A 21052-nucleotide genomic window follows, 5' to 3' on the forward strand; every position below is an offset into this window, starting at 1 on the left:
GCGGATTACGTTGTAAATCAAGCACATTACAAAGAACTACTGTACGGCAGAATGTTCGAACGCAGCATCTGATGCGTGCCCAGGCCGTAGTTGGAGCTCAGGCCGCGCAGTTCGACATTAAAGCCAATCACGTTATCGTATTTGCTCTGATTGTTTACAGTGTTCCAGCCGTTAAGCTTACGCTCGTAACCGACGCGCAGCGCGTAACAGCAGGAGTTATATTGCAGACCTACCATCTGGTCCGCTGGCTTATTCGCATTAGTGTCAAAGTAGTAAGCGCCTACGATTGACCAGCGGTCGGCGATAGGCCAGCTTGCTGCACCACCAACCTGCGAGATGCCGTCTTTATACTGTTCTGCGCCTGCATAAGAAGGCAATGTTGCCTGAATATATTCCGGGCTGGCATAACGATACGTCAACTGTACCATGCGGTCTTCATCGCGACGGTACTCAATAGCGGCACTGCTTGTGGCGATATTATCGAGGCGAGTGTCATATTGCACACCACCGCGCAGGCCCCAACGGTCAGTCATGCGCCAGTACGTGTCTCCCGCCCAAACCAGCGAGCCCGTTTTGTTGTCCTTCTCCCAGTTAATGTTGTCATCACCGGTACGTGACTCGGTGAAATAGTAGATTTGACCAACAGAAACGTTAAAACGTTCAACGGCGGCATCATCATAAACGCGTGTTGTGACGCCGGTCGTTAACTGGTTAGCGGAGGCGATACGGTCCAGACCGCCGTAAGTACGGTCACGGAACAGGCCGCTGTAGTCAGACTGCAGTAAAGACGAGTCGTAGTTTTGAATATTGCTCTGATCGCGATACGGCACGTACAAATACTGCATACGCGGCTCAAGCGTCTGGGTATAACCATCCGCCAGCAGGCCCATATCACGCTCGAAGATCAGCTTCCCGTCCATTTTGAACTGCGGGAGCGTTCGGTTAACCGACTCTTCCAGATGCGCATTCTTCGTGGTGTTGTAATTATCAATATTTTTTTGCTGATAGTGCGTCGCCATCAGCTTGGCTTCGGTATTCAAGCTTGCCCAGTCGTTAGACCACGGCAGATTGATCGTCGGCTCCAGGTGAACACGCGTAGCTTCCGGCATGTCCGAATCCGTGTTCACGAAATGTACCGCCTGAGCGTAAACCCGGGTGTCGAATGGACCTACATTATTCTGATACCAGTTAACGTCCAGCTGCGGCTCTGCACCATAGGTAGGCGTGGACAGGTCAGAGAATACCTGGAACTGTTTGGTTGAGACGGTTGCATCAAAGTTCTGCACCGCATAGCCTACGCTGAACTTCTGCGTGGCATAGCCATCCGTGCTCGAACCGTATTTAGACGAGAAGTCGTTAAAATAAGATGAGTCGCTAACTTTGGTATAGTCAACGTTAAAGCGCCACACCTGATCCATCACTCCGGCATGCTGCCAGTAGAATAGCCAGCGGTGTTTATCGCCTTCTGTAGGGTGCTCATCCTGGAAGACCTTATCCGACGGCAGATAATCCAGCTCCATCAGGCCAGCACCGGCCTGAGTCAGATAGCGGAACTCGTTTTCCCACATGATGTTGCCGCGCTTGTGGATATAATGCGGCGTGATCGTGGCGTCCATGTTGGGCGCGATGTTCCAGTAATACGGCAGGTAGAACTCAAAGTAGTTCGAGGTGCTGTATTTGGCATTCGGGATCAGGAAGCCCGAGCGACGCTTGTCACCCACGGGAAGCTGGAGATAAGGGCTGTAGAATACCGGCACCGGACCCAGCTTAAAGCGTGCGTTCCAGATCTCTGCGACCTGCTCTTCACGGTCATGGATAACTTCGCTCCCGACCACGCTCCAGGTATTTGAACCCGGCAGACATGATGTAAAGGAGCCATTCTCCAGAATCGTATAGCGGTTTTCACCGCGCTGTTTCATCAGGTCCGCTTTACCGCGTCCCTGGCGACCCACCATCTGGTAATCACCTTCCCAGACGTTAGTATCTTTGGTATTCAGGTTTGACCAGGCTTTCGGACCTTTCAGGATGACCTGATTGTCGTCATAGTGCACATTACCCAGCGCATCCACCGTTCGTACCGGCTCGACCGCGCCTTCCGGCTGCTTCTGGTGCAACTGCACTTCATCAGCCTGCAGGCGGCTATTGCCCTGGTTAATATCCACATTGCCCGTAAACGTGGCATTGTCAGGATAAGTACCTTTGGAGCTATCGGCAGTAATGGTTACCGGCAAGCTATTTGTATCGCCCTCCACCAGTGGGCGATTATAACTTGGGACGCCAAGCATACACTGCGAGGCGAGATCGGCCGCCAGCCCCTGTTGACTGTACAGGGCGGAGCCAATCATTGTGGCCAGGAGGGTGGGGATACGTTTTTTCATACGTTATATTTTATTGTTCCGTCATCAGTGGCTACGGCTTACAAACGCTCAGAGACTATCTTACTCATCAGCGCAGTACCAGCGTTAATCCTGCCCGTTTGCGCGCCAGAGTGTTAGGCTCGCTATCGAATGACGAGTATGATAAAGCAAATTATAGGCGATGTCCTTCAATTGACCGTGGCTTGAACACTGTGATGATGACGTTGCGTCGGCAGGGAATATGACTATCCGGGGAGTATATGCAGTATTGGGGTAAAATAATCGGCGTTGCGTTCGCCATCATCATGGGTGCCGGGTTCTGGGGAATTGTGCTTGGGCTTATCATTGGCCATATGTTTGATAAGGCACGCAGCCGCAAAATGGCCTGGTTTGCCAATCAGCGCGAGCGCCAGTCGCTCTTTTTCTCCACCACCTTTGAGGTCATGGGGCACTTAACCAAATCCAAAGGCCGCGTGACCGAAGCGGATATTCAGATTGCCAGCGTTTTTATGGATCGCATGAACCTGCATGGTGAGTCCCGCCTGGCGGCGCAGAATGCGTTTCGCATCGGTAAATCGGATAACTATCCGCTGCGTGAAAAGATGCGCCAGTTCCGCAGCATCTGCTTCGGACGTTTTGATTTAATTCGGATGTTTCTGGAAATCCAAATCCAGGCGGCGTTTGCCGACGGCTCGCTTCATCCCAATGAACGCGATGTCCTGTACGTTATTGCGGAAGAGCTGGGTATCTCCCGTATGCAGTTTGACCAGTTCCTGCGCATGATGCAGGGCGGTGCCCAGTTTGGCGGCGGCTATCACCAGCAGTCTTCCGGCGGTGCATGGCAGCAGGCGCAGCGTGGCCCGACGCTGGAAGATGCCTGCAACGTGCTTGGCGTGAAGCCCACGGACGATCAAACCACGATTAAACGTGCCTACCGTAAGCTGATGAGCGAGCATCATCCTGACAAGCTGGTGGCGAAAGGTTTACCGCCGGAAATGATGGAGATGGCGAAGCAAAAAGCGCAGGAAATCCAGAAGGCGTACGAGCTCATTAAAGAGAAGAAAGGTTTCAAATAAGAAAAAGCCCGACAATGTCGGGCTTTTTTTTCAGAAGTCCACCGGGGCTTTAAACGTCATCGCGTTACCGAAAGTAGGGTGGGTGATGGTGAGCGTCTGCGCATGGAGCTGCAGGCGTGGCGCTAACGCCAGGGCCTCTGGCGGGGCGTAGAAGCGGTCACCCAGAATCGGGTGACCCAGCGCAAGCATATGCACGCGCAGCTGGTGTGAACGTCCGGTAATCGGCTTAAGCAGGACGCGCGCGGTGTTATCCGGCGCGTAATCCAGCACTTCATATTCGGTTTGCGCGGCCTTGCCGGTTTCATAACACACCTTCTGCTTTGGCCTGTTCGGCCAGTCGCAAATCAGCGGTAAATCCACCAGCCCTTCCGCCTGCGCCGGGTGGCCCCAGACGCGGGCAACATACTGCTTCTTCGGCTCGCGCTCGCGGAACTGACGCTTCAGCTCGCGCTCCGCCGCTTTATTCAGCGCCACCACAATCACGCCGCTGGTGGCCATGTCCAGGCGATGGACGGACTCGGCCTGCGGATAATCGCGCTGAATGCGCGTCATCACGCTGTCCTTATGCTCATCCAGACGGCCCGGCACGGACAACAGGCCGCTCGGCTTGTTGACCACCATAATGTGTTCATCCTGATACAGAATGACCAGCCAGGGATCCTGCGGCGGATTATACGGCTCCATCACCATCTTGCGCTCCGTTTACTGATGCGTCACAACGATAAGACGCAGGGCGTCGAGACGCCATCCCGCCTGATTCAGGCTTTCCAGCACCTGCTGACGGTTGCTTTCAATTGCCGCCAGTTCGTCGTCGCGGATGTTCGGATTGACCGCTTTCAACGCTTCCAGACGGGACAGCTCGGCAGACAGTTTCTCGTCGGCTTCATTGCGCGCGGCGTCAATCAGGTCTCGGGCCGCTTTTTCGATCTGGATTTCGCCCTGCTGGAGAATAGCGTGCACGTCCTGCTGCACCGCGTTCACCAGCTTGCTGCCGGTATGGCGGTTCACCGCGCTTAGCTGGCGGTTGAAGCTTTCGAACTCCACCTGTCCTGCCAGGTTCGTACCGTTTTTATCCAGCAGCAAACGCACCGGCGTTGGCGGCAGGAAGCGGTTGAGCTGCAGCTGTTTCGGCGCCTGCGCTTCCACAACATAGATCAGCTCCAGCAGCAGCGTGCCTACGGGCAGCGCCTTGTTTTTCAACAGGGAGATGGTGCTGCTGCCGGTATCACCGGAGAGGATCAGATCCAGCCCGTTGCGGATCAGCGGGTGTTCCCAGGTGATGAACTGAGCATCTTCGCGGGACAGAGCCACGTCACGCTCGAAGGTGATGGTACAGCCATCTTCCGGCAGGCCCGGGAAATCGGGCACCAGCATGTGGTCTGACGGGGTTAACACGATCAGGTTCTCGCCACGATCGTCCTGGTTAATCCCGACAATGTCGAACAGGTTCATCGAGAAGCCGATCAGGCTGGTGTCGTCATCTTGTTCTTCAATGCTCTCGGCAAGCGCCTGCGCTTTTTCGCCACCGTTGGAGTGGATCTCCAGCAGGCGGTCGCGCCCCTGTTCAAGCTGCGCCTTCAGCGCTTCATGTTTCTCGCGGCAGGATTTAATCAGATCATCAAAACCGTCGGTATTTTCCGGCGCGGCCAGGTAACCGATCAGATCGCCATGCACCTGGTCATAAATGGTGCGGCCCGTTGGGCAGGTATGTTCAAACGCATCCAGACCTTCGTGGAACCAGCGCACCAGCACGGACTGAGCGGTTTTTTCCAGGTACGGCACGTGGATCTGAATATCATGCGCCTGGCCGATGCGATCCAGACGTCCGATACGCTGCTCCAGCAGATCCGGGTTGAACGGCAGATCGAACATCACCAGATTGCTGGCGAACTGGAAGTTACGCCCTTCAGAACCGATTTCGGAGCACAGCATCACCTGCGCGCCGCTGTCCTCTTCACTGAACCACGCCGCCGCGCGGTCGCGCTCGACGATGGACATGCCTTCGTGGAACACGGCGGCACGAATGCCTTCGCGCTCGCGCAGAACCTGTTCCAGCTGCAGCGCGGTGGCAGCTTTGGCGCAGATCACCAGCACTTTCTGGGAGCGGTGCGCGGTCAGGTAGCCCATCAGCCACTCCACGCGCGGGTCGAAGTTCCACCAGGTGCCGGTATCGCCTTCAAATTCCTGATAAATCTGTTCCGGGTAGAGCATGTCACGCGCGCGCTCTTCCTGAGTTTTGCGCGCGCCCATAATGCCGGAGACTTTAATCGCCGTCTGATACTGCGTCGGCAGCGGGAGCTTGATGGTGTGCAGTTCGCGTTTCGGGAACCCTTTCACGCCGTTACGGGTGTTGCGGAACAGCACGCGGCTGGTGCCGTGACGGTCCATCAGCATGTCGATCAGCTCTTTACGCGCGGATCCCGCATTCTCGCTGTCGCTGTTCGCGGTCTGTAGCAGCGGTTCGATATCCTGCTCGCCAATCAGATCGCTCAGAGTGTTAAGTTCGTCGTTTGAGAGACGTTTACCCGCCAGCAGCAGCGCGACGGCATCCGCAACAGGACGGTAGTTGTTCTGCTCTTCCACGAACTGAGCGAAGTCGTGGAAACGGTTTGGATCGAGCAGGCGCAGACGGGCGAAGTGACTTTCCAGACCGAGCTGCTCCGGCGTTGCGGTCAGCAGCAGGACGCCGGGCACGCGCTCGGCAAGCTGTTCAATCGCTATATATTCGCGGCTTGGGGCATCTTCGCTCCACACCAGGTGGTGCGCTTCGTCGACGACCATCATGTCCCATTCGGCATCGCACAGATGCTCAAGACGCTGCTTGCTGCGGCGCACGAAATCCAGCGAGCAGATCACCAGCTGTTCGGTTTCAAACGGGTTGTCCGCGTCGTGCTGCGCTTCGGCATAGCGCTCGTCGTCGAACAGGGAGAAGCGCAGGTTAAAGCGGCGCAGCATCTCCACCAGCCACTGGTGCTGGAGGGTTTCAGGCACAACAATCAGCACGCGCTCGGCAGCGCCAGAGAGCAATTGCTGGTGCAGGATCATGCCTGCTTCGATGGTTTTGCCCAGGCCCACTTCGTCGGCAAGCAGCACGCGGGGCGCATGGCGACGGCCCACGTCATGGGCGATATTCAGCTGGTGGGGGATCAGGCTGGTGCGCTGACCGCGCAGGCCACTCCACGGCATGCGGTACTGTTCGCTCTGGAACTTACGCGCGCGGTAGCGCAGGGAGAAGCGATCCATACGGTCGATTTGCCCGGCAAACAGGCGGTCCTGCGGCTTGCTGAACACCAGTTTGCTGTCGAGCAGCACTTCACGCAGGATGACGTTCGTCTCTTCGGTATCAAGACGCGTTCCGATGTAGGCGAGCAGTCCATTCTCTTCTTTTACGTCTTCAACCTTTAGCTGCCAGCCTTCGTGGCTGGTCACGGTGTCGCCCGGATTGAACATTACGCGGGTCACAGGGGAGTCATTGCGGGCGTACAGGCGGTTTTCACCGGTAGCAGGGAAGAGGAGAGTAACCATGCGTGCATCAACGGCAACGACGGTTCCTAATCCAAGTTCGCTTTCTGTATCGCTGATCCAGCGTTGACCAAGTGTAAAAGGCATAGTTGTTCGGCTCTAATCTTTAATTGCAGGCAATAGTTCGACCCCCATCAAAAAAGACGGTCATCGAAAAATGGGTCCGGGAATGGAAAGGGCGCTATGGTACTGGATGGCAGCCATTTCGTCACGCGTCAAAATAGGCCAAGTTGCCCTGTCACAAGTGTAGCAAAATCGTCGTCCATGAACGGTAAAATTCCCTCCGCAACCGGCTGAAGCTGGCGGGTCAGGTAGTGATCGTAATCGAGAGGCGACTGCTGGTAATCAACGGGCTCCGGCCCGTTCGTTGTCCAGACGTATTTTATCGTCCCCCGGTTCTGATACTGCGGCGCGCGTCCCCGGCGTACATTCTCTTCGTCCGCCAGGCGCGCGGCGCGCACGTGGGGCGGGACGTTGCGCTGGTACTCCGCCAGCGGGCGGCGCAGGCGCTTGCGATACACCAGCTGGTCATCCAGCTCGCCGGCCATCAGGCTGGCGATGGTTTCGCGGATGTAGTCCTGATAGGGCTCGTTGCGGAAGATCCGCAGATAGAGCGTCTTCTGGAACTGCTGGGCCAGCGGCGTCCAGTCAGTGCGCACCGTCTCCAGCCCCTTAAACACCATTCTCTGCTTTTCACCCTCCTGGATCAGCCCGGCGTAGCGCTTCTTGCTGCCCTGGTCAGTACCGCGGATGGTGGGCATTAAAAAGCGGGCAAAATGGGTTTCAAATTCCAGTTCTAATGCGCTGGTTAACCGCTCTTTTTGCAAATGTTCCTGCCACCAGTCGTTTACGAAGGCCACCAATTCTTTGCCGATTCGTGAGGCGTCGTCTTCTGAATGTGCGCCCTTAAGCCACACAAAGGTTGAATCCGTGTCGCCGTAGATAACGTCATAGCCCCGGGATTCAATCAGCGCTTTGGTCTGACGCATGATGTCGTGTCCGCGCATGGTGATGGACGACGCCAGACGCGGATCGAAGAAGCGGCAGGCGCTGGTACCCAGCACGCCGTAGAAAGCGTTCATAATAATTTTCAGGGCCTGCGAGAGCGGCTTGTTGCCATGACGTTTCGCCTCGTCGCGGCCGTGCCAGATGTTCCCCACAATCTCCGGCAGACAGTGTTTTTCGCGCGAGAAGCGTGCCCCGAGAAAACCTTCGGTGCTGTGCGTATCGTCTGGCTGCACCATCCCCTCCACCAGCCCCACCGGGTCAATAAGGAAAGTGCGGATAATTGACGGGTAGAGGCTTTTGTAGTCCAGCACCAGAACCGAATCATACAGTCCTGGGCGGGAGTCCATCACGTAGCCGCCGGGGCTGGCCTGCGGCGGTACGTCCCCGAGGTTGGGCGCAACATAGCCCGCACGGTGCATTCGTGGGAAATAGAGGTGGCTAAAGGCGGCTACCGAGCCGCCGTGCCTGTCAGCCGCGAGGCCATTTACCGTCGCGCGCTCCAGCAGGAACGGCATGATCTCGGTTTTGTGGAATATCTGCGTCACCAGCTCGCAGTCTTTCAGGTTATAGGTGGCGAGCGCCGGTTTGTCTTCGTTGAAGCGCCGGTCAATCTCGTCCATGCGGTCCCAGGGGTTGTCGATGGATTTGCCTTCACCGAGCAATTCCTGCGCTACCGCTTCCAGAGAGAAGGAGGAGAAATTCCAGAACGCGGATTTCAGCGCCTCGATGCCGTCGATAATCAGGCGGCCGTTGGCCTGCGCAAAGAATACGCCGTTCTTAAAGCCGTGCTCGCGCCACTCCAGCTCCGTATTTCCGCGCCCGAGCATCAGTGGGATGCGATACCGCTCTGCGTGTTTTTGCAGCACGCGCAGGTCAAACTGCACCACGTTCCAGCCGATCAGCACGTCCGGGTCGTGCTCGGCAAACCACTGGTTAAGCTTCTCCAGCAGCTGCGGTCGGCTGTTGACGTACTCAAGCTGAAAATCGAGCGCGGACGCATCGCCGTTCGGCGGCCCGAGCATATAGACAACCCGCTGCCCGCAGCCTTCCAGGCCGATGCAGTATAGCTCGCCGTGACGGGTGGTTTCGATATCCAGGGAAACCCACTTTAGCGGGGGGCGATAATGCGGATTAGGCTTTAGGCGAGCGTTGATAAGGGTGCCGTTTTGCTCAGCACCGTCAACCCAGACGGGGGCGGTAATAAACCGCTCCATCAGAAAGCGTTCCGGCGGACGAATGTCCGCTTCGTAGAGCGTCACGCCCGCTTCGCGCAGCAGTTTTTCGTAGCGCATCAGCTGGCGATGGGCGCGGCAGTAAAGGCCATACACCGGCTGACGATGGAAATCTTTTAGCTCAAGAGGCGTGAGGCGCCAGCCGTTCTCATCGCGCAGCAGTTGTTTTACCTTCTCGACGTAATGTTCAGGGATAAACGCCACGGATTCCTGAGGAGGAAGCGTAACGTGCAGCGGGCCGTTATCTGTCGCCAGCCAGAACGCAACCTCGGTGCCCTGAGGGGTATCCCGCCAGTGTCGGGTCAGTAAAAAGCCTTCTTGCGCCTGTGCCACGCCGCCATCCCATAAAACAAAACCAGGCCTGATTATAGCCTGGTTGAATGTTTTATGCTGGGGATATATACAGTTTATTGTCCGTAATAGGCCTTCGCGCCGTGCTTGCGCAGGTAGTGTTTATCCAGCAGGGTTTGCTGCATATCCGGCAACTGCGGTGCCAGCTGGCGGCAGAAGATCCCCATGTAGGCGATTTCCTCCAGCACTATCGCGTTATGCACCGCGTCTTGCGCGTTTTTACCCCAGGCAAACGGGCCGTGGGAATGCACCAGTACGCCGGGCATTTGCGCCGCGTCGATCCCCTGTTTTTCAAAGGTTTCGACGATCACGTTCCCGGTTTCCCATTCGTACTCACCGTTAATCTCCGCATCGGTCATCAGACGCGTGCAGGGAATGGTGCCGTAAAAGTAGTCCGCGTGGGTGGTGCCGGTGGCCGGAATGGACTGGCCCGCCTGCGCCCAGATGGTCGCGTGACGCGAATGGGTATGCACGATGCCGCCGATAGTCGGGAAGGACTGATACAGCAGACGGTGGGTGGGCGTATCGGACGACGGTTTTTTGTTACCTTCCACCACTTCACCCGTTTCGATGCTGACCACGACCATATCCTCTGCGGTCATCACCGTGTAATCCACGCCCGAAGGCTTGATCACGAATACCCCTTTTTCCCGGTCAACGGCGCTGACGTTGCCCCAGGTCAGGGTCACCAGGTTATGTTTTGGCAGCGCCAGGTTGGCTTCAAGTACCTGACGTTTGAGATCTTCTAACATCGTTGTCTCCCTGCCCGGCGAGCGCAGCGCCACCGGGCATTACGTACTTAGCGTTTTGAACCGTAATAGACTTCGTTCCAGCGCAGCGCGTCTTTAAAGGCTGGCAGACGGGTGTCGTTATCAATCACGGTCAGCTCGATATCGTGCAGCTCGGCAAACTGGCGCATATCGTTCAGGTCCAGCGCGTGGCTGAAGACGGTGTGGTGCGCGCCACCCGCCAGGATCCACGCCTCTGACGCGGTTGGCAGGTCCGGCTGCGCTTTCCACAAGGCATTGGCGACCGGCAGCTTCGGCAGAGAGTGCGGAGTTTCAACCGCATCGACACAGTTCACCAGCAGGCGGAAGCGGTCGCCGAGGTCGATCAGGCTGGCGTTGATGGCCGGACCGGTACGGGTGTTGAAGATCAGACGGGCCGGATCCGCTTTGCCGCCGATGCCGAGGTACTGCACGTCAAGGATCGGTTTCTCTTCAACCGCGATGGAGGGACACACTTCCAGCATGTGCGAACCGAGCACCAGATCGTTGCCGTTCTCGAAGTGGTAGGTGTAGTCCTCCATAAAGGAGGTGCCGCCCTGCAGACCGGTCGACATCACCTTCATGATGCGAAGCAGAGCGGCAGTTTTCCAGTCGCCTTCACCCGCAAAGCCGTAGCCCTGCTGCATCAGACGTTGTACTGCCAGACCCGGCAGCTGTTTCAGGCCGTGCAGGTCTTCAAATGTAGTGGTAAAGGCATGGAAGCCGCCCTGTTCCAGAAAACGCTTCATGCCCAGCTCAATGCGCGCTGCATCCAGCACGTTCTGGCGCTTGTCGCCGTTAACTTGCGCCGCAGGCGTCAGGCGGTAGCTGCTTTCGTACTCGTCCACCAGCGCGCTCACGTCGCCGTCGCTGATGTCATTCACCACCTGCACCAGGTCGCCCACCGCCCAGGTATTCACGGAAAAGCCGAACTTGATCTGCGCCGCGACTTTATCGCCGTCGGTCACCGCCACTTCACGCATGTTGTCGCCGAAACGCACCACTTTCAGGTGGCGGGTATCCTGCTTAGAGACCGCCTGACGCATCCAGGAGCCGATACGCTGTTGCGCCTTGCCGTCCTGCCAGTGGCCGGTGACCACAGCGTGCTGCTGGCGCATGCGCGCGCCGATGAAGCCGAACTCGCGGCCGCCGTGCGCGGTCTGGTTCAGGTTCATGAAGTCCATGTCGATGCTGTCCCACGGCAGGGAGGCATTGAACTGAGTGTGGAACTGCAGCAGCGGTTTGTTGAGGATTGCCAGGCCGTTGATCCACATTTTGGCCGGTGAGAAGGTGTGCAGCCACACGACCAGGCCGGCGCATTTGTCGTCGTAGTTGGCGTCACGGCAGATATTGGTGATTTCGTCCGGCGTCGTACCCAGCGGCTTCAGCACCAGTTTGCACGGCAGTTTGGCTTCCGCGTTCAGCGCGTTAACCACGTGCTCCGCGTGTTTCGTTACCTGCTGCAGCGCTTCCGGTCCGTACAGATGCTGGCTGCCAATCACAAACCACACTTCATAATTATTAAAAATGGTCATCATCGTGTCCTTAATGGGTCAGGGTTGCCGTAGTGTCCGCGGTGCTTTTGGCCGGGGCGGCGACAGGGAGATAGTGAAGCTCGGCGCTTTTTGCCCATTGCTGGTAGCGCTGATAAAGCTGTTCAAAGCGTTGTGCCTGCTGGACACGCGGCTGGAGCGTGTTTTCGACGGCGCTTGCCATATGCTGCTGCGCGGTCGGGATATCCGGATGAACGCCTGCGGCCACGGCAGCGAAAATCGCGGCGCCCAGCGCGCAGCACTGATCGGAGGCCACAATCTGCAGCGGACGGTTCAGCACGTCGCAGCAGGCCTGCATAATCACCGGGTTTTTACGGGCGATACCGCCCAGCGCCATCACGTTGTTCACGTCGATGCCCTGTTCGGTGAAGCACTCCATAATGGCGCGCGCGCCGAACGCGGTGGCGGCAATAAGACCGCCGAACAGCGCCGGGGCATCGGTCGCCAGATTGAGATCGGTAATCACCCCCTTCAGGCGCTGGTTGGCAAACGGCGTGCGGCGACCGTTAAACCAGTCCAGCACCACCGGCAGGTGGTCGAGGGACGGATTTTTTGCCCAGGCTTCGGTGAGCTGCGGCAGAAGCTGTTTTTTGCTCGCGGTAATCTGCGTTTTCAGCTCAGGATGCGCGGCAGCCAGCTGATCCAGCGGCCAGCCGAGCACCCGGCCAAACCAGGCGTAGATATCGCCAAACGCGGACTGACCGGCTTCGAGGCCGATAAAATCTGGCACCACGCTGCCGTCAACCTGGCCGCAGATCCCTTTCACCGCGCGGTCGCCGACGCTGGCTTTATCTGCCGTCAGAATGTCGCAGGTGGAGGTGCCAATCACTTTCACCAGCGTGTTAGGCTGCGCACCCGCACCCACGGCACCCATGTGGCAGTCGAACGCGCCGCCGGAAATGGTCACGCTTTGCGGCAGGCCGAGACGCGTCGCCCACTCTTCGCAGAGCGTGCCGACCGGAATATCGGCGGTGAAGGTGTCGGTAAAGAGCGGGTATTTCAGATTTTTGTTGATGATCGGGTCAAGTTCATCGAAGAACGCTGCCGGAGGAAGACCGCCCCAGCCTTCATGCCACAGGGATTTATGCCCGGCGCTGCAGCGGCCGCGGCGGATATCCTGCGGGCGAGTGGTGCCGGAGAGCAGGGCGGGAACCCAGTCGCACAGCTCAATCCAGGATGCCGCGGCCTGGGCGACCGAAGCGTCCGCGCGGGTAACGTGCAGGATTTTGGCCCAGAACCATTCGCTGGAGTAGATGCCGCCGATGTAGCGCGAGTAGTCGGTTTTGCCCGGCTGATGGCATAAGCGGGTGATGGCTTCCGCCTCTTCCACGGCAGTATGGTCTTTCCAAAGCACGAACATGGCGTTCGGGTTGTCGGCAAACTCCGGGCGCAGCGCCAGCACGCGGCCTTCAGCGTCCACCGGGGCTGGCGTTGAACCGGTGCTGTCGACACCAATCCCCACGACGTCGGCCCGCTGGGCGTCAGTCAGTTCAGCCAGCACGGTTTTGATCGCCGCTTCCATCGATTCAATGTAATCGCGCGGGTGGTGACGGAACTGGTTGTTTGGCGCATCGCAGTAGCGCCCCTCTTGCCAGCGCGGATACCACTCAACGCTGGTTGCTATCTCCTGGCCAGTCGTACAGTTCACTGCCAGCGCGCGAACCGAGTCGCTGCCAAAATCGAGGCCAATTGCAATTGCCATGGTGTTGCTCCATCCGAAACAGGTATGGAAGAACATTAGAGACTGGGGATAAAAATCGTCAGGCAGGATCCGCTAATCTTATGGACTAAATTGCTGTAGCAACGGAAAGTGTGACGCCGTGCAAATATTCAATGTGGACATTTCTGCCGCACTTATAGACACTTTTGTTACTGCTTCTCTGCCCGTGCCGGCAGAAAAATCAGGGGAAAAGGCTGAAACATGGCGGACGTAAAAGAGGCGTGATGCTTTTTGGATCTTTTCGCAGGCCATTTTTATACTGCTTTTAACGATATGGACAAATGGTTTCCTTCAGGACCCTTGGGAGAACTGAATCTATGGCCGAACCGCAAAACGATCCCCTGCTGCCGGGATACTCATTTAACGCCCATCTGGTGGCGGGGCTGACGCCAATTGAGGCCGAGGGGTATCTCGATTTTTACGTCGACCGGCCGCTCGGCATGAAAGGGTATATTCTGAACCTGACCGTACGCGGGGAAGGGGTGATAAAAAACGGCGATCGGCAGTTTGTTTGCCGCCCGGGCGATATGCTGCTGTTCCCGCCGGGGGAGATCCACCACTACGGGCGTCACCCGGACGCCAAAGAGTGGTATCACCAGTGGGTCTATTTCCGCCCGCGCGCCTACTGGCAGGAGTGGCTTTCATGGCCGGCTATTTTCGCGCAAACCGGTTTTTATCGTCCGGATGAGGCGCATCTGGCGCAGTTTCGTGAACTGTTCGCACAAATTATTGAGGCGGGGCAGGCGGGCGGGCGCTATGCCGAACTGCTGGCTATCAACCTGCTTGAGCAGGTGCTGCTGCGCCGCATGGAGGCGATCAACGAGTCGCTTAACCCACCGCTGGATAACCGCGTCCGCGACGCCTGCCAGTACATCAGCGACCATCTGGCCGACAGCCAGTTTGATATCGCCAGCGTTGCCCAGCACGTCTGTCTTTCGCCGTCCCGCCTGTCACACCTGTTCCGCCAGCAGCTTGGCGTGAGCGTGCTGAGCTGGCGTGAGGATCAGCGCATCAGCCAGGCAAAGCTGTTGCTCAGCACCACCCGGATGCCTATCGCGACCGTCGGACGCAACGTGGGCTTTGAAGATCAGCTCTATTTCTCTCGCGTCTTTAAGAAGTGCACAGGCGCCAGTCCCAGTGAATTCCGCGCGGGATGTGAATAAACGGTAAACATTCAGGTGAACTTCAGGAGCATCCTGTAAACTATTCAGACAATTGATGCCTTGACGCGGTGCGGGGCGCTAAGCAGAATCGCTGATTCGTTTTCTGACCGGAATAGTTATGCAGGCATTGCTGGAACACTTTATTACCCAGTCCGTTATGTACTCGCTCATCGCCGTGGCGCTGGTGGCGTTTCTGGAATCGCTGGCGCTGGTTGGGCTGATCCTGCCCGGCACCGTGATGATGGCGGGGCTTGGGGCGCTGATCGGCAGCGGTGAGGTCAATTTCTGGCAGGCGTGGCTGGCCGGGATTATCGGCTGCCTGCTGGGGGACTGGATCTCCTTCTGGCTGGGCTGGCGCTTTAAGAAGCCGCTGCACCGGTGGTCGTTCATGAAAAAGAACAAAGCGCTGCTGGATAAAACCGAACATGCGCTGCACCAGCACAGCATGTTCACCATTCTGGTAGGCCGCTTTGTCGGGCCAACGCGTCCGCTGGTGCCGATGGTGGCGGGGATGCTGGATCTGCCCGTCGCAAAATTCGTGGTGCCGAACATTATCGGCTGCGTATTCTGGCCGCCGTTTTACTTCCTGCCGGGGATCCTCGCGGGTGCGGCCATTGATATCCCTGACGGTATGCAAAGCGGTGAGTTCAAGTGGCTGCTGCTGGGAACGGCGGTACTGCTGTGGCTGGCGGCCTGGCTCTGCTGGCGGCTATGGCGCAGCGCGAAAGCCAGTGTCGATCGCCTGACGCACTATCTCCCGCGCACGCGCCTGCTCTGGCTGGCCCCGCTGACGCTGGGCGTGGCGGTGGTAGCGCTGGTCGCGCTGATTCGTCATCCGCTGATGCCGGTGTACGGCGAAATCCTGCTGAAGGTGGTTAGCCGTTAAGGTGTTTTCCCTCTCCCCGTGGGAGAGGGCCAGGGTGAGGGCGTCAGACCGCACGAATGCCTAACAATGAAGACGCCCCCGCGTTACCACTCAGAAGTTCTTCTGTTTCTCCATCCCACAAAATCCGTCCCTCCGCGATCACTACCGATCGCGGCGCAATGCGTGCGGCATCTTCAATGCTGTGCGAAACCATCAGCATCGTGATCTGCTGGCGCTGGCAAACCTCTTCCACCAGCGAGAGCATCTCCTGGCGCAGGGCCGGGTCGAGTGCCGAGAAGGGTTCGTCGAGCAGCAGCAGCGGCTGCTCGCGCACCAGACAACGTGCCAGCGCCACGCGCTGACGCTGGCCGCCGGAAAGCTCACCGGGCAGTCTTGAAATCAACGCGGACAGGCCCATTTGTTCGGCAATCGCCTCCAGCTTCTGACGCTGCGCAGCATTGAGTTTTAACCCCGGATCGATTCCCAGCGCGATGTTCTGCCACACCGTAAGGTGATTAAACAGATTGTTTTCCTGAAACAGCATCGACACCGGGCGCTTAGCCGGCGGAGCGTAGGTATACTCGCCATTATCAATGAATATCGACCCGCTGACAGGCTGCAAAAAACCGGCAATCAAATTGAGCAGGGTACTTTTACCGGCTCCGCTTGGGCCAAGCACCGCAATTCGCTCTCCCTGACGAACGGAGAGGGTAAAACGCATCGGCAGATGCTGGTAAAGCCAGGTTACATCAGTCAGTTTTAACATCACGCCCCGGGAGTTTTTCGATAACGGTAAATAACGCAAAGCACAGCACCAGCAGTAAAAGTGCCGTGACCGCGCCGTCCTGGCCGCGATAGGAGCCAATTTGCTGATAAAGCCAGAAAGGCAGCGTGCGGAAATCTTCATTGCCAAAGAGGGCCACCACGCCAAAATCCCCAATCGACAGCACGCAGGCGAAGGCCATCGCCTGAGCGAGCGGCCGCTTAAGGGCGCGTAGTTCGACCACTTTCAGCCGCCGCCAGCCCATAATGCCAAGGGACTGGCACAGGGCGCTGTACCGGCTGTTAACATCCCGCATCGGGTTTTCCAGCACCTTCAGCGCGTACGGTATGGCCATTAAGGCGTTGGTAAAAATGACGATGCCGTCGGCGCTTTCCGGCAGGCCGATGGTGCTGTTAAACAGTAAAAAGAAGCCGGTCGCCAGCACAATGCCCGGCATCGCCAGGATCAGCATGCCCGTCAGTTCCAGCGCGTGTCCGGCTTTACGGGCATGTCGCGCGTACAGCTCGCGGCTGCTCCAGAGCAGCATCATGGTCAGCGCCACGCAGATTAGCCCGGCTGCCAGCGCGATACGCAATGAGGTCCACGTGGCTTGCCACAGGACCGGCTGTTGAAGTACCGATACCACATTCCTGTTGAGGCCATCGGCGATCACGGCCAGCAGCGGCGGCAGCAGAAGCAGGAGCGCCAGCGCAATCAGCATCACGTCCGAGATGCGGCTGTGCAGGCTGTCCTGCGGATCGCGCCAGCCAGAAAGATTATTGCTTCCTGCGGGGATCGCTTTGCTCAGCCGCTGGCTGAGTAACACCAGCGCCAGGCAGCACACCATCTGTACGATCGCCAGCAACGCGGCGCGCCCCGGATCGTAGTCGTAACTTAATGCCTGATAGATCGCCAGCTCAATGGTGGTGGCCTGCGGGCCGCCGCCGAGAGAAAGCACGGTCGCAAAGCTGGCGAAACAGAGCATAAAGATCAGCGCGGCCACCGGGGCAATCTGGCGTCGCAGCCACGGCCATTCGACAAAGCGGAAGAATGACCATCCGCGCATGCCGAGCTGGGCCGCAATCTGGCGCTGCTCGCCGGGTATGTTCTCCAGCGCCTGCAAAAAGAGGCGCGTCGCCATCGGCATATTGAAGAAAATGTGTGCCAGCAGGATGCCCTTCAGCCCGTAGGGAGAGAAGGTCCATTCCAGGCCTAAAGACGCGAAGAGCGAGGCCAGCCAGCCCTGGCGACCGTATACGCTCAGGATGCCAAAGACGGCCACCAGCACGGGCAGGATCAGCGTCATGGCGCACAGGCGCAGCAGTGCCAGCCTGCCGGGGAAACGTCTGCGATAGAGGGCGCGCGCAAGGAAAATGGCCGGGATGACTGACAGCAGCGCGGAAAGAAACGCCTGCCAGAAGGAGAAACGGATAACGTGCCAGAGATAGCTATCGTGCCAAAGCGCGAGCAGATCGCTCTCTGGCGCGTTAAACCACAGCGCCAGAAACGCTCCCAGACTGACGACCACCATCAGTATGGCGGCAATCAGTCCGGGAACTAACCAGCCGGGGATCAGCGGCTGACGGCGCGTTGCCATTCGCTTATCCATGCGGCGCGCTGAGCGGCAACCTGCTGCGGCGTAAATTCCAGCGCGGTCTGCGGTTTGTTCAGCTGCTCAAAGCCTGCCGGCAGCGTCGCGTCGGTAACCGGGTACATCCAGTTGCCCGTCGGAATGGCGTTCTGGAATGCCGGGGAGACCATAAATTTCAGGAACTTCTCGGCCAGTTCCGGCTGTTTGCTGGCGGCGGTGCGGGCAGCCACTTCAACCTGCAGGTAGTGACCTTCAGCGAAATTCGCAGCCGCGTAGTTGTCTTTCTTCTCGGCAATAATATGATAGGCCGGAGAGGTGGTGTAGCTCAGCACCAGATCGCTTTCGCCTTTCAGGAACAGGCCGTAGGCTTCGCTCCAGCCTTTAGTGACCGTAACGGTTTTCGCAGCCAGCTTTTGCCACGCCTCCGGCGTTTTGTCTCCGTAGACTTTCTGCATCCACAGCAGCAGGCCCAGACCCGGCGTGCTTGTGCGCGGATCTTCGTATATCACGCGCCATTTCTGGTCGCTTTCGACCAGCTCTTTCAGGCTCTTCGGCGGGTTCTTCAGCTTGTTTTTATCGTAGACGAATGCAAAGTAGCCGTAATCGAAGGGAACGAAGGTGTCGTTTTTCCAGCCGCCCGGCACGTTGACGGCATCTGCCGCTACGCCGCTTTTGGCAAACAGTCTGGTTTGCGTGGCGGCTTCCAGCAGGTTGTTATCCAGCCCGAGCACCACGTCGGCCTTGCTGTTTTTCCCTTCCATGCGCAGGCGGTTAAGCAGCGACACGCCATCTTCCAGCGCCACGAACTTCAGCTCGCAGTTGCAGTCGGCTTCAAAGGCTTTTTTAACCACCGGGCCGGGGCCCCAGTCGGCGGAGAATGAGTCGTAGGTATAGACCGTCAGAACAGGCTTAGCAAAAACAGGCAGCGCAACCAGCGCCAGCAGAGGAAGAACGTTTTTTAACACTTTGCACCTCAGGGTTGAGTGGCAAAGGATTTTGAGAAACAGCCTCAAATCCCTTCGCCGGCGTTATCCGGATCAGGTTCGACGGGTATTATCTCAGCGCACATCTGTGATGCAGCACCCCGTTGAGAACGGCGCTATTGTAATGATTTGGTGAATATTACGAAAGCGTTATGGCTCCGGCGGCGCAAACCAGGCAGATTTAAAATCAAACCAGCCAAGGGTATTCATCCGCAGGCCGCGCATGCTGCGCTGTCCCTGGATCAGCAGCCAGTGGTGGATCAACGGTACGATCGTCTGCCCGGCCAGCAGCTCCTGGCACCACGCGGCCAGATCCATCTCTCCTGCCCGCCACTTCGCGGCGTCCTGCTGCCAGTCCCGGCTGATGCAGTGCTGAATGAGGGGCACTTCATACAGGTGCGAAAAGAGAGAGAAATCCAGCGGCAGCGTGAAGTTCGCGCTGTTGAGCCAGATATCGCTGACGACATCCCCGCGGTGCCATTCATCATAATCGACTTCCTGTATCGCCAGCGTCACGCCTTCGGCCGCGAGCAGCTTGCTCATGATCCTCGCGATAAACCGATGCTCAATGTGATCGCGATAGTAGCTGAGGGTGATGGTCTCCAGCCCGGCAGGTTTCTCGCTACGGACCGGCTGTGCATGGTGCCAGCGCGGAAGCAGGCCATAGGCCGGAAACCACCAGGTCTGGTATTGCTCTTCAGCGTGATAAATCAGGTTCGCCGGGGCCAGAATATGGCTGATCCACTTGCGGACATCGTGGTTTGCTCCGCGGTGGCTGCGGCTGTCAAAGAGAAGATAGTAGCAGCCCTCCTCCAGGCGACTTTCGAACGCCTTTTCGCTGGTTGTGGGCCCCTCCAGGGTGAGGCCTGCGCTCAGTTCTTCGTTGAGGTCCGGTAACACCCAGACGTTCACTTCGTCGATCAGCGCCCGATAGCCAAAATAGTCATCAAAGGCGCGGATCTTCAGCTGATTGCTGTTATTGCGCGTAACGGAGTAGGGGCCTGTACCGATCGGCTGGCTGGAAAAATTGTTCAGGGATCGCCACTCGGCAGGCAGGATCATCGAGGGCACGTAGCCCAGAAGCCACGGCAGCCAGTTGTCTGGCTGGGACAGCTCAATATCCAGCGTCCAGGCCGTGGGGGAGTGGATCCGCGTGATATGCGAATAGAGCGGCAGCGTGCGGGCACGCTCCAGAGAGGTGATGACGTCACTCATCTCCAGCTCGCGGCCATGGTGGAAGTGAATGCCCGGGCGTAAAAAGAATCGCCAGTGCAGGGGGGAAAGCTGCTGCCAGTGGTGCGCGATATCCGCTTCCAGTTCCCCGTTTTCCTCATTTATTTTCGTCAGACCGCTGAATATCTGCCGGGCCATGTGGGTTTCAGAGCGACGCAATGCCGTGCCGGGCAACAGATTTTTCATCGGACGATAGTAAAGCACCCGTAGAATGTGGCGTCCCTGGCGAAAGCTGCGTCCCAGGTGTGAGACCAGCATCTGGCGCACGGCGGCCTTGTCGCCCACCAGCTGCACCAGCTGATCGATACGGTCCTGCTCCAGCAGATCCTCCGCCCGCTGCTGCTGCAGCGCCAGGCCGGTATACAGGAAGGTCAAGCGTGAGCGCTTGCCGCGTCCCGCCTCGGCCTCCCAGCTTAGCCAGCCCTGCTGCTGCATAGTGTTGAGTAACGTGCGCATATGGCGGCGAGAGCAGTTGAGGAGTTCTGCCAGCTCGTTAAGCGTGGTCTCCTGCGATTGACCCTCGCAGCACTGCCACAGGCGAATGAATTGTTGTTGCAGTCGACCGGATGGCATAAAAGAGGAACTCCTGACAAAAAATCAGCAATTTATTAATCCCTATATTAAGCCAATAATGCTTCCCGATGAAGTGAGGAGGTAAATTATGAAGAGGTCTACCGCACGTCAGTTTTATCAGCAGTACTTTTCAGCGACAAAAGGAGTGTCCTGGCTGGCCCGCCAGTGTGCAGAGCAACGGCTGAGAATCCTGGAAGATCTGATGCAGTGGGACGTTACGAAACCGACCTCTTCTCGCTAACTCGCCTCGATCATGTGTGACTGAGTATTGGTGTTTATCACCCGCCAGCAAAAT

15 protein-coding genes and 1 riboswitch are annotated in these 21052 nt (G+C 57.8%); of the genes, 4 read left to right on the forward strand and 11 right to left on the reverse strand.

The window, feature by feature from the left end; genetic code table 11:
- Positions 1-26: 26 nt before the first annotated feature.
- Positions 27-2378, reverse strand: coding sequence for an LPS assembly protein LptD (gene lptD, locus INF73_RS19355; RefSeq protein WP_136486650.1), 2352 nt, complete (start codon positions 2376-2378; stop codon positions 27-29).
- Positions 2379-2617: 239 nt separating this feature from the next.
- Between lptD and djlA the strand changes: the two genes are divergently transcribed.
- Positions 2618-3433: a co-chaperone DjlA gene (gene djlA / locus INF73_RS19360; protein WP_028015483.1), complete on the forward strand. Its 816-nt coding sequence runs from the start codon at positions 2618-2620 to the stop codon at positions 3431-3433.
- A gap of 30 nt (positions 3434-3463) precedes the next feature.
- Here the strand turns inward: djlA and rluA are convergent, their stop codons facing one another.
- From rluA to araB, 6 genes are all read right to left on the reverse strand, one after another.
- Positions 3464-4123 carry a bifunctional tRNA pseudouridine(32) synthase/23S rRNA pseudouridine(746) synthase RluA gene (gene rluA / locus INF73_RS19365; RefSeq protein ID WP_100171053.1) on the reverse strand — a complete coding sequence of 220 codons (660 nt, stop codon included), beginning with the start codon at positions 4121-4123 and terminating at the stop codon, positions 3464-3466.
- 12 nt (positions 4124-4135) lie between these two features.
- Positions 4136-7042, reverse strand: a complete 2907-nt coding sequence (gene rapA / locus INF73_RS19370; protein ID WP_193541090.1) for an RNA polymerase-associated protein RapA — start codon at positions 7040-7042, stop codon at positions 4136-4138.
- Between the two features lie 128 nt (positions 7043-7170).
- The gene (gene polB, locus INF73_RS19375; protein ID WP_193541092.1) at positions 7171-9528 is read right to left on the reverse strand and encodes a DNA polymerase II; all 2358 of its coding nucleotides are present in this window, start codon (positions 9526-9528) and stop codon (positions 7171-7173) included.
- Positions 9529-9602: 74 nt separating this feature from the next.
- A complete protein-coding gene (araD, locus tag INF73_RS19380; protein ID WP_028015487.1) occupies positions 9603-10298 on the reverse strand; it encodes an L-ribulose-5-phosphate 4-epimerase in 696 nt (231 codons plus the stop codon).
- A 47-nt stretch (positions 10299-10345) separates the two neighbouring features.
- On the reverse strand, positions 10346-11848 hold the full coding sequence (gene araA / locus INF73_RS19385; RefSeq protein ID WP_028015488.1) for an L-arabinose isomerase: 1503 nt from the start codon (positions 11846-11848) through the stop codon (positions 10346-10348).
- 10 nt (positions 11849-11858) lie between these two features.
- Positions 11859-13568, reverse strand: coding sequence for a ribulokinase (gene araB / locus INF73_RS19390; protein ID WP_193541094.1), 1710 nt, complete (start codon positions 13566-13568; stop codon positions 11859-11861).
- 335 nt (positions 13569-13903) lie between these two features.
- On the opposite strand from araB, the gene araC reads away from it, so the two are divergent.
- Together araC and INF73_RS19400 are read left to right on the forward strand one after the other, a co-directional pair.
- Entirely contained in the window at positions 13904-14749 is an 846-nt protein-coding gene (gene araC / locus INF73_RS19395) for an arabinose operon transcriptional regulator AraC (protein WP_028015490.1), read from the forward strand.
- Between the two features lie 118 nt (positions 14750-14867).
- Positions 14868-15635: a DedA family protein gene (locus INF73_RS19400; RefSeq protein WP_028015491.1), complete on the forward strand. Its 768-nt coding sequence runs from the start codon at positions 14868-14870 to the stop codon at positions 15633-15635.
- Positions 15636-15678: 43 nt separating this feature from the next.
- Here INF73_RS19400 and thiQ read toward each other — a convergent pair whose 3' ends face one another.
- The 4 genes from thiQ to sgrR form a co-directional block, all read right to left on the reverse strand.
- Entirely contained in the window at positions 15679-16380 is a 702-nt protein-coding gene (gene thiQ / locus INF73_RS19405; protein ID WP_028015492.1) for a thiamine ABC transporter ATP-binding protein ThiQ, read from the reverse strand.
- The gene (thiP, locus tag INF73_RS19410) at positions 16364-17974 is read right to left on the reverse strand and encodes a thiamine/thiamine pyrophosphate ABC transporter permease ThiP (RefSeq protein ID WP_193541096.1); all 1611 of its coding nucleotides are present in this window, start codon (positions 17972-17974) and stop codon (positions 16364-16366) included. The genes thiQ and thiP overlap by 17 nt, the downstream gene beginning before the upstream one ends.
- The gene (thiB, locus tag INF73_RS19415; RefSeq protein ID WP_126326304.1) at positions 17950-18933 is read right to left on the reverse strand and encodes a thiamine ABC transporter substrate binding subunit; all 984 of its coding nucleotides are present in this window, start codon (positions 18931-18933) and stop codon (positions 17950-17952) included. Before thiB ends, thiP begins: the two co-directional genes overlap by 25 nt.
- A gap of 31 nt (positions 18934-18964) precedes the next feature.
- Positions 18965-19065, reverse strand: a riboswitch (TPP riboswitch).
- A 36-nt stretch (positions 19066-19101) separates the two neighbouring features.
- Positions 19102-20757, reverse strand: coding sequence for an HTH-type transcriptional regulator SgrR (gene sgrR, locus INF73_RS19420; RefSeq protein ID WP_059357867.1), 1656 nt, complete (start codon positions 20755-20757; stop codon positions 19102-19104).
- A gap of 88 nt (positions 20758-20845) precedes the next feature.
- On the opposite strand from sgrR, the gene sgrT reads away from it, so the two are divergent.
- The gene (gene sgrT, locus INF73_RS19425; protein WP_045631150.1) at positions 20846-20998 is read left to right on the forward strand and encodes a glucose uptake inhibitor SgrT; all 153 of its coding nucleotides are present in this window, start codon (positions 20846-20848) and stop codon (positions 20996-20998) included.
- Positions 20999-21052 lie beyond the last annotated feature (54 nt).

Origin of the sequence: Enterobacter cloacae complex sp. P6RS (genome assembly GCF_014982245.1) — a bacterium.
GTDB lineage: Bacteria > Pseudomonadota > Gammaproteobacteria > Enterobacterales > Enterobacteriaceae > Enterobacter > Enterobacter bugandensis.